This window comes from Aquabacterium sp. (assembly GCF_004297345.1).
Classification (GTDB): Bacteria; Pseudomonadota; Gammaproteobacteria; order Burkholderiales; family Burkholderiaceae_C; genus Aquabacterium.
Genome location: NZ_SCTN01000259.1, coordinates 1 through 7,990, shown reverse-complemented (window position 1 = coordinate 7,990; position 7,990 = coordinate 1). Strand labels below are relative to the sequence as shown.

The following is a 7,990-nucleotide window of genomic DNA, read 5'->3' as shown; positions in this document are numbered from 1 at the left end:
GGGCGCGCAGGGGAGGCACAGAGAACCTGCCGGGCATCCTGGGCATGGGTGCTGCTGCAGAAAAGATCACCATGCCCTCCGAGCAATGGGTGGCGCAAACCTCACAGCAGGCCCGCCAACGCGACGCGCTGGAACATGGCTTGATGGCGGCACTACCAGGCACGGTTGTCTTCGGGGCTCAGGCGCCGCGCTTGCCCAACACCAGCTATGTGCGCTTCGGCCATGTGCACGCCGACGTCGTCCTGCAACGTCTGGACCGCATGGGCGTGATGGCCTCCTCGGGCGCGGCCTGCTCGGCCTCGGGCAACGAGCCATCGCCTGTTCTGATCGCCATGGGCGTGCCCCGTGACGAAGCGATGTGCGCCGTGCGCTTCAGCCTCTCCACCCACAACACCATGCAGCAGATCCAGACCGTGCTGGAACGCCTGCCGTTGGAGCTGGCGCCCCTCATGGCTGAACACGCCACTCCCATCCATCAACCCTCTGGAGTATTCGCATGAAGATCATGATCCGCAAGGGCAGCGACGGCATTTTGTCTGTCTACGTGCCCAAGAAAGACCTGGAAGAGCCCATCACCCAGATGGACAAACCCACCATGTGGGGTGGCACGGTCACGCTGGCCAACGGCTGGCAACTGGCCCTGCCCGAGATGCCCGACGACACCAGGCTGCCCATCACGGTCGAGGCCAAGCGCCTGACAACAGGCGAGGAAGTCTGAGCCAGCCGCATCAGGAGAACGAGATGGCCATCACATCTGAACAGATCAATCAAGCCGCGTCCATCATGGGCGAGTCAGCCACCGTGCGGGCTGCGGCCGCCACCATCCGCGAGCAGTTCGCGCCCTTGCGGGCCCTGGTGCTCGACGCCTTCGACATGCGTGGCGAACAGCCTGTGGCACAGGTTGATGGCAAGGGTGCGCTCTACCTCATGGCCACGGACGGCCATTGCTGGTCGGTCACGCGTGAGCCCGACCAGGCATCGGCTTTCGTGCTGACGCCTCACTGAGTTCTCGCTGCAAGGACACGCCATGGACACACAAACCGACACCGCGGCCCACACGGCCGACGACCTGGGCGACTGGATCTTCCTGTCCGACCCGGACATCACGACCGACGAGCTCGAAGCCACCGTGATGACGCTGCGCAGCAACCAGCTATCGGCCGGCCCGAACGTGCTGGCCTTCGAACAAGCCATGGCGAGCTATGTGGGCCGCCAGCACGCTGCCGCGGTTGGCAGCGGCACACTGGGCCTGTGCCTGTCGCTCAAGGTCCTGGGCATTGGCCCGGGCGATGAGGTCATCACCGCGGCCTACGCCTGGCATCAGATCGCGCACGCCATCTCCATCGTCGGGGCTACCCCCATCCTGGCAGACATCGATTACTGGTCTGGCTGCATCGACCCGGTCAAAGCCGCCGAGAAGATCACCCCCAGGACCAAGGCCATCCTGGCCAGCAACATCAATGGCCATCCGGCCGATTGGCAGGCCCTGCGCCATCTGGCGGACCAGCACCAGCTCAGGCTCATCGAAGACAGCACGGAAGCCATCGGTTCACGCTACCAGGGCCAACTCACGGGCAGCTTTGGCGATGTGGCCATTTTCGATTTCTCGCAGCCGTCGGCACTGTGCTGTGGCCAGGGCGGCATGGTGTTGACAGACGATCCGACGATCGCCAGCGAGCTGGGTTATCTGCGTGAGCGCCGCCTCAGTGACCGTACCTCGGTGTCCGTTGGCAGCCGCGTGCCATGGCAGGCCAGCATGAGCGATCTCGATGCAGCGATCGGCCTGGCCCAGTTGCGCCGCATCGATGAGATCCTGATGAAGCGCAAACAGGTCGAGGCCTGGTACCACAAGGAGATGCAAAGCTTCGAGGGCATCAAGCCGCCCTATCTGGCCGAGCACATCGATGAAGTGCACTGGATGCTCTACATGATTCATCTGGGCAAGCGTTTCACTGGTAGCGCCCGCAATCAGATCATCGAAGACATGGACGCCAACTCGGTCGAGTCGGCCATCTACTGCGTGCCGCTGCACCAGCAGTTTTACTACCAGCAAGCTGGCTGGCATCGCGGCCTGCTGCCCAACACCGAGCGCATCGCCGATCGCTCGCTCACGCTGCCCTTCCACACCCATCTTGATGAAGACGAGGTCAAGTACATCGTCAAGACGCTCAAGGATGCGTCGGTGAATGTGGGTGCGGGTGCGGCCATCTATTGAAGAAAAGGAAAAGATCATGCCCGTCGTTGACGCACCCTCCAGCAGCCAGGCCACCCAGGCTGCCCCTCTCGATGAATGGCTGCCACAGGTCCGAAGCGGCCTGAAGGACGGCAAGATCATTCCCTATCTGGGCCCTGGCTTGCTGGACCTGATTCCCGACGCCCCGGTGCCATCGACACCCGAGGCGCTCGTGGCCCTGCTCACGGCCAAGGTCACCGTGCCACACAAGATCCGCAACCGCCTCACGCAAGCGGCGCAATACATCGAGAACTTCAAGCACCGCAAGAGCCTGGTCAACCAGATGGACGAGGCCTTCAGCAAAGCGCCCGCACCCAGCCCCCTGCATGAATGGATCGCGAAGCTCGCACCGCCACTGGTGGTCGAGAGCTGGTACGACGACACGCTGGTGAAAGCGTTTGCCCAGCTTCGTCAGGGAGACTGGGGACAGGTACAGGGCTTGTCTCAGTCGGAGCACTTCGGCACCTGGACGGCTTTCTACGACGCACAGGGCCAACTGGCCGAGAGCTGCTCGCCGGCTTGGAAGTCCCTGGTCTATCGCCCCATCGGCGGCCGCAACCCGGCAAGCAACTACCTCGTATCCGATTCGGACTATGTGGAGGTACTCACTGAAATCGACATCCAGACGCCCATCCCTGCCGAAGTGCAGGAACTGCGCAAAGGCCGTGGCCTCCTCTTCCTGGGTTGCCGCTTCAACGACCAGCTCACCCGCAGCTTTGCGCGCCAGATCATGAAGCGTTCGGGTGATCGCCACTGGGCGGTGCTGGCCCACGAACCCACGCGCATGGAAGCCCGCTTCCTTGAAGAAAACAAGGTCACACGCATTGACTTGCCTTTGGCCGACGTTGCAGCCCTGCTCTGCGCGGCTTGATTCACCTTTTTTTGACACCCAACGGAGAAGCACCATGACCACACTCACCATCCTCCCCGCCGGCATCACCACCGACGCCGCACCTGGCACCACGCTGATGGCCGCCATCAAGGCTGCCGGGGCCGCCATCATGAGCAAGTGCGACGGCAAGGCCCAGTGCGGCGCCTGCCATGTCTTCATTCAGGAAGGCCGCAAGAGCCTGTCCAAGATCCAGCGCACGGAAAACGAGAAGCTTGACGCCCTGGTCGGCGTGAGTTCCAAATCGCGTCTGGCCTGCCAGGCCACGCTGGGCGAAGAGCCCGTGACCGTCGAACTGCTGAGCTTCGTCTGACGCACCGAACCGGAGGCCATCATGATCGACGTTGCCATTGTCGGTGCCGGTCTCACAGGGTTGGCGCTGGCCAAGTCCCTTCTGGCCGAAGGTTCGAGTGTCGTGATCTACGAAGCCCGCGAACGGGCAGGTGGTCGCATCTTCAGCGATGTGCCCCCTGCTGGCGGCGCCACGGTAGACATGGGTGCCAGCTGGTTCTGGCCTGACACGGAGCCTCGCATAGCCAATCTCGTCGATGCCTTGGGCTTGCGTCACTTTGCGCAACCCGACCAAGGCGAGGCGCTCCATCTGGCTGATCCGAGCAGACCTGCGGAAGTCCTGCCCACCCAAGGCATCCACGGGGGCGCACGCCGTTTGTCAGGCGGCATGCAAAGGCTGATTGACACCTTGACCACCGACCTGCCCGTCGAAACGATCAAGCTGGGCCATCGTGTGCTGTCAGTCATCGATTGCGGCACCCATGTGGAATTGCATGTCGCCGCAGCCGAGCAAGACGCCACCTCGGTCGTCCACGCTGTGGCCGTCAAAGCCAGAAAGGTTGTGCTGGCCATGCCGCCACGCCTGATGCTGCAGCACATTCGCTTTCAGCCCGAGCTGCCAGATGCCACGATGGATGCCATGAGCCAGGTCTCAACCTGGATGGCCCGCGAAGCCAAATCTTTCGCCCGCTATGGGCGCCCCTTCTGGCTGGACCAGGGCTACTCAGGCAGCGCCTTCGTCAGCCATGCACAAGCCGTGCTGCGTGAACTCTGGGATGCCAGCGACGAGCACGGCGCCGCACTCGCCGGCTTTCACGCGATCCCGCCTGATGCGCGCCCTCAGTTTGCCCGCAGCATGCCCTTGCTGGTGAGCAGCCAGTTTGCGCAACTGTATGGCCTTGAGGCGCAGCGTGATGACGTTGTCAGCAAGGACTGGGCACAAGACCCCTGGACCTGCAGTGACCTGGATCGACAGGACACATCGACCTTTCCACCCCAGGCAGCCCCAGTGCTGCGGCGCCCTCACTGGGGAGGTCGGCTGTTCTTTGGGGGCACGGAGACGGCCCGTCAGGCCGCAGGGCACATGGAAGGTGCGCTCGAATCGGCCGCACGCCTGGCCGACTTCCTGCGCCCGGTGCGCCACATCACCCCACTGACAACCGGCGGCCTGGAAGAGGCACTGATGCGGTTTCATGAGTGGGTGGCCTGCGAGCGAAACCAGGCGATGCCGCGCTACCGACAACACCTCAACCAGATGCTGTCCAGGCAAGACCGGGACCGCGTCACCCAAAGAGCCGTGCTGGCCGCCGTCGAGCAGACCTACACCCGGGCCCTGGAACAGCTAGCCCGGCTGGACGTGTATGTCGCCCCGCCCTCGGCGCCCGACAAGGACGAGTTCACGCCCAAGGTCCTGAAGGCCTTCTCTGGCTTCAGCAAGTCTTTGGTGGACGAAGCTCTGGCTTTCAATGCAGCCTCATGCGCCTTGTCCAACTTCGAAGACGAACACCATCCAAGCGGGGACTACCTGCGCGCCATCACGGCCGATCTCGCCGCAGCCTGGATGGAATTCGCCTGGGCCACGAACGATCTTCTCCACACGCGCTCGCCAGGCGACACCAACTCATCCTCTACACATTGAGAGCCCGATGTACGCCGCTGCCTTGTTCAAGACAATCGAAGAAGCCGGCATCGCCGTGCTCACGCTGGTTGAAGGTGTGCAGGACAGCGAACTGCTGGCTTCGCGCCTGACGCGACAGGAAGTCACGCGGCAGATGCGTCTCATGCTTGAAGCAGCCACGGCCTTGCCCTCTGACATGCGCGAGGCCATGCCCGAAATCGATTGGTCTGGCATGGCCACCGTGGGCAAGGCGCTGTCCGGGTCGACAAAGGTCGAACTGGACGAAGCATTGGTGTTCTGCTCGCGTGCACTGACACCAGCTTTGATGATGTGGCTGCGCGTCTACCAGCAGCAGCATCCTGACTGGTTCAAGATGCGGCCGCCTGCCCGATAAACAAGGGCGTGGCTCAACTGAGCAGCTTGTTGCGCTCGGCCTGAGAGCTGTTGCTGAAGTGCCCTTCTGCGGCGGCACGCTGGCGTGCCCGCTTGATGATGCCCGCGCTCTTGCTTGGTGGCTGAGGGGCGCTCACGCACTTGTCGACTGCGGTCGAGCCACATTGAGGGCAGGCCGCAATCGTGCTGCTGCGCACCAGCAGTTCAAAGCGCTTGTCACACGTCGGGCAGTGGTATTCATAAATCGGCATGAGCATTCCTTGCAATCACGTTCAACGGTGCTTTTGCAAGATCAATGCCCTGCCAGGCAAGGGTCACCACGCCCTTGGGCAGCCTGCCGCGACACGCGCCAACGCCGGTCACTCGGTGCATGACCATGCCAACAATCCCGACAAAAACCACATGACCTTGTGCGAAGCAATTCACTACTGCCTTCATGGTCACTTTGAGCTTTATCAAATGAAATCAACAACTTAAGAAAAACACCGGGCTTGGCATTGCGCTTGCAATGAGGTGTTCAGCAGCCTCGGTCCATCGACCGCACAGAACAAGGAGCTCTCATGACGCTGAACGTGCAGCCCAACCGCCCCGTCTACCTGGACTACGCGGCGACGACGCCCGTCGACCCACGCGTGGTAGCCAAAATGATCCCCTACCTGAGCGAACGCTTTGGCAACCCCGCCAGCCGCTCGCATGCATACGGTTGGGCCGCAGAAGAGGCTGTCGAGCTGGCCCGTGAACAAGTGGCCCTGCTGATTGGAGCGGACCCGCGCGAAATCGTCTGGACCTCCGGCGCGACCGAGAGCAACAACCTCGCCATCAAGGGTGCCGCCCAGTTCTACAAGTCCAAAGGCAAGCACCTGATCACCGTGGCCACCGAGCACAAGGCTGTGCTCGACACCATGCGCGAATTGGAACGCGAAGGCTGGGACATCACCATACTGCCCGTCATGGACAACGGTCTGCTCAACATCGAACAGTTCAAGGCCGCCCTGCGGCCGGACACGGTGCTGGCCTCTGTCATGTTCGTCAACAACGAAACCGGTGTCATCCAGGACGTGAAAGCATTGGGCGACATCTGCCGCAGTCAAGGCGTGGTCTTTCATGTGGATGCCGCACAGGCCACAGGCAAAGTCCACATCGACCTGAGCGATCTGCCCATCGACCTGATGTCGATGTCCGCACACAAGAGCTATGGCCCCAAAGGCATTGGCGCGCTGTACGTGCGTCGCAAGCCGCGCATCCGCATCGAGGCGCAGATGCACGGCGGCGGCCACGAGCGGGGCATGCGCTCCGGCACATTGCCCACTCACCAGATCGTCGGCATGGGCGAGGCCTTCCACCTCGCGGCCAAAGAGATGGGCATGGAGCTCGAACGCATCCGTAGCCTGCGTGATCGGCTGTGGGCCGGCTTGTCCCGCATTGACCAGGTCCACCTCAATGGCGACGTGGAGAGCCGCACGCCCAATCACCTCAACATGAGCTTCAACTACGTCGAAGGTGAGTCGCTGCTGATGGGCTTGAAGGACATCGCGGTGTCGTCTGGCTCGGCATGCACCTCGGCCAGCCTGGAGCCCAGCTATGTGCTGCGCGCCATGGGCCGCAGCGACGAACTCGCGCACAGCTCGGTGCGCTTCACGATCGGCCGCTACACAACGGCCGAAGAAATCGACTTTGTGATCGCCCGCGTGAGCGATGTCGTCAGCAAGTTGCGCGAGATGAGCCCGCTGTGGGACATGGTGCAAGCAGGCATCGACCTCACCACCATTCAATGGGCAGCGCATTGATGGCGGCCTCGGCTAACTGACATTTCCAGAGATACGGAGATTGAACATGGCATACAGCGACAAGGTCATTGACCACTACGAGAACCCGCGCAACGTCGGCTCTTTCGGCGCCGATGAAGAAGGTGTGGCCACCGGCATGGTCGGTGCACCTGCCTGCGGCGACGTGATGAAACTGCAGATCAAGGTCAACCCCAGCACGGGCGTGATCGAAGACGCTCGCTTCAAAACCTATGGCTGCGGATCGGCCATCGCGTCGAGCTCGCTGGTCACGGAATGGGTACGCGGCAAAACGCTCGACGAGGCCCTGTCCATCAAGAACACGCAGATCGCCGAAGAGCTCGCGCTGCCCCCGGTCAAGATCCACTGCTCCATCCTGGCCGAAGACGCCATCAAGGCAGCGGTGGCCGACTACCAGCAGAAGGCGTCGCAAGGTGCCACACAGCCCACCACGCTGGCAGATCAACCCGTGTGCAGCCCCAACTGACCGCGCCTGCACAGATTTTTTCGTCTCACCAATCAAGGAGTTCGACGATGGAAACCGTTCTGACCACACCGTCCGCCGGCCTGGACATGCCGCCCGCCCCCCTGAACTTCAGCGCCGCAGCCGCTGCCAAGGTCAGTGAACTGATCGCCGAAGAAGGCAACCCTCAGCTCAAGCTGCGTCTGTACGTGACCGGCGGCGGCTGCTCGGGCTTCCAGTACGGCTTTGCCTTCGACGACCAGCTCAACGACGACGACACCCGCATCGACCGAGATGGCGTGACCATGGTCATCGATGC

At 62.4% G+C, this 7,990-nt stretch carries 13 protein-coding genes; 11 read left to right on the top strand and 2 right to left on the bottom strand.

The window, feature by feature from the left end; all coding sequences use genetic code 11:
- The 8 genes from EPO09_RS09245 to EPO09_RS09210 form a co-directional block, all read left to right on the top strand.
- The coding region (locus EPO09_RS09245; RefSeq protein ID WP_290642400.1) for an aminotransferase class V-fold PLP-dependent enzyme at nucleotides 1-500 on the top strand (500 nt) is incomplete at its 5' end.
- Entirely contained in the window at nucleotides 497-718 is a 222-nt protein-coding gene (nifT, locus tag EPO09_RS09240) for a putative nitrogen fixation protein NifT (RefSeq protein WP_290642398.1), read from the top strand. The genes EPO09_RS09245 and nifT, both read left to right, overlap by 4 nt.
- A gap of 23 nt (nucleotides 719-741) precedes the next feature.
- The gene (locus EPO09_RS09235) at nucleotides 742-1,005 is read left to right on the top strand and encodes a hypothetical protein (protein WP_290642396.1); all 264 of its coding nucleotides are present in this window, start codon (nucleotides 742-744) and stop codon (nucleotides 1,003-1,005) included.
- A 22-nt stretch (nucleotides 1,006-1,027) separates the two neighbouring features.
- A complete protein-coding gene (locus tag EPO09_RS09230; protein WP_290642394.1) occupies nucleotides 1,028-2,215 on the top strand; it encodes a DegT/DnrJ/EryC1/StrS aminotransferase family protein in 1,188 nt (395 codons plus the stop codon).
- Between the two features lie 16 nt (nucleotides 2,216-2,231).
- Entirely contained in the window at nucleotides 2,232-3,104 is an 873-nt protein-coding gene (locus EPO09_RS09225) for an SIR2 family protein (protein ID WP_290642393.1), read from the top strand.
- 34 nt (nucleotides 3,105-3,138) lie between these two features.
- Entirely contained in the window at nucleotides 3,139-3,435 is a 297-nt protein-coding gene (locus EPO09_RS09220; RefSeq protein ID WP_290642391.1) for a 2Fe-2S iron-sulfur cluster-binding protein, read from the top strand.
- Nucleotides 3,436-3,456: 21 nt separating this feature from the next.
- The gene (locus EPO09_RS09215) at nucleotides 3,457-5,052 is read left to right on the top strand and encodes an FAD-dependent oxidoreductase (RefSeq protein WP_290642389.1); all 1,596 of its coding nucleotides are present in this window, start codon (nucleotides 3,457-3,459) and stop codon (nucleotides 5,050-5,052) included.
- Between the two features lie 7 nt (nucleotides 5,053-5,059).
- Nucleotides 5,060-5,425, top strand: coding sequence for a hypothetical protein (locus tag EPO09_RS09210; protein WP_290642387.1), 366 nt, complete (start codon nucleotides 5,060-5,062; stop codon nucleotides 5,423-5,425).
- Nucleotides 5,426-5,438: 13 nt separating this feature from the next.
- Here the strand turns inward: EPO09_RS09210 and EPO09_RS09205 are convergent, their stop codons facing one another.
- Both EPO09_RS09205 and EPO09_RS09200 read right to left on the bottom strand, forming a co-directional pair.
- The gene (locus EPO09_RS09205; protein WP_290642385.1) at nucleotides 5,439-5,675 is read right to left on the bottom strand and encodes a zinc ribbon domain-containing protein; all 237 of its coding nucleotides are present in this window, start codon (nucleotides 5,673-5,675) and stop codon (nucleotides 5,439-5,441) included.
- Nucleotides 5,662-5,862 (bottom strand): hypothetical protein, encoded by a 201-nt coding sequence (locus EPO09_RS09200; RefSeq protein WP_290642384.1) that lies wholly within the window; start codon nucleotides 5,860-5,862, stop codon nucleotides 5,662-5,664. The genes EPO09_RS09205 and EPO09_RS09200 overlap by 14 nt, the downstream gene beginning before the upstream one ends.
- 122 nt (nucleotides 5,863-5,984) lie before the next feature.
- Here EPO09_RS09200 and EPO09_RS09195 point away from each other — a divergent pair, with 122 nt between their 5' ends.
- From EPO09_RS09195 to EPO09_RS09185, 3 genes are all read left to right on the top strand, one after another.
- The gene (locus tag EPO09_RS09195) at nucleotides 5,985-7,211 is read left to right on the top strand and encodes an IscS subfamily cysteine desulfurase (protein ID WP_290642382.1); all 1,227 of its coding nucleotides are present in this window, start codon (nucleotides 5,985-5,987) and stop codon (nucleotides 7,209-7,211) included.
- Between the two features lie 46 nt (nucleotides 7,212-7,257).
- Nucleotides 7,258-7,695: a Fe-S cluster assembly scaffold IscU gene (iscU, locus tag EPO09_RS09190; RefSeq protein ID WP_290642380.1), complete on the top strand. Its 438-nt coding sequence runs from the start codon at nucleotides 7,258-7,260 to the stop codon at nucleotides 7,693-7,695.
- Nucleotides 7,696-7,742: 47 nt separating this feature from the next.
- A partial coding sequence (locus EPO09_RS09185; RefSeq protein WP_290642378.1) for an iron-sulfur cluster biosynthesis family protein occupies nucleotides 7,743-7,990 on the top strand: 248 nt, incomplete at its 3' end.

Bases quoted from the DNA above. Each gene is read 5' to 3' on its own strand.
- EPO09_RS09235 (WP_290642396.1), top strand. From the start codon at position 742: ATGGCCATCACATCTGAACAGATCAATCAAGCCGCGTCCATCATGGGC.
- EPO09_RS09230 (WP_290642394.1), top strand. From the start codon at position 1,028: ATGGACACACAAACCGACACCGCGGCCCACACGGCCGACGACCTGGGC.
- EPO09_RS09195 (WP_290642382.1), top strand. From the start codon at position 5,985: ATGACGCTGAACGTGCAGCCCAACCGCCCCGTCTACCTGGACTACGCG.
- iscU (WP_290642380.1), top strand. From the start codon at position 7,258: ATGGCATACAGCGACAAGGTCATTGACCACTACGAGAACCCGCGCAAC.
- EPO09_RS09215 (WP_290642389.1), top strand. From the start codon at position 3,457: ATGATCGACGTTGCCATTGTCGGTGCCGGTCTCACAGGGTTGGCGCTG.
- EPO09_RS09200 (WP_290642384.1), bottom strand. From the start codon at position 5,862: ATGAAGGCAGTAGTGAATTGCTTCGCACAAGGTCATGTGGTTTTTGTC.
- EPO09_RS09205 (WP_290642385.1), bottom strand. From the start codon at position 5,675: ATGCCGATTTATGAATACCACTGCCCGACGTGTGACAAGCGCTTTGAA.
- nifT (WP_290642398.1), top strand. From the start codon at position 497: ATGAAGATCATGATCCGCAAGGGCAGCGACGGCATTTTGTCTGTCTAC.
- EPO09_RS09210 (WP_290642387.1), top strand. From the start codon at position 5,060: ATGTACGCCGCTGCCTTGTTCAAGACAATCGAAGAAGCCGGCATCGCC.
- EPO09_RS09225 (WP_290642393.1), top strand. From the start codon at position 2,232: ATGCCCGTCGTTGACGCACCCTCCAGCAGCCAGGCCACCCAGGCTGCC.
- EPO09_RS09220 (WP_290642391.1), top strand. From the start codon at position 3,139: ATGACCACACTCACCATCCTCCCCGCCGGCATCACCACCGACGCCGCA.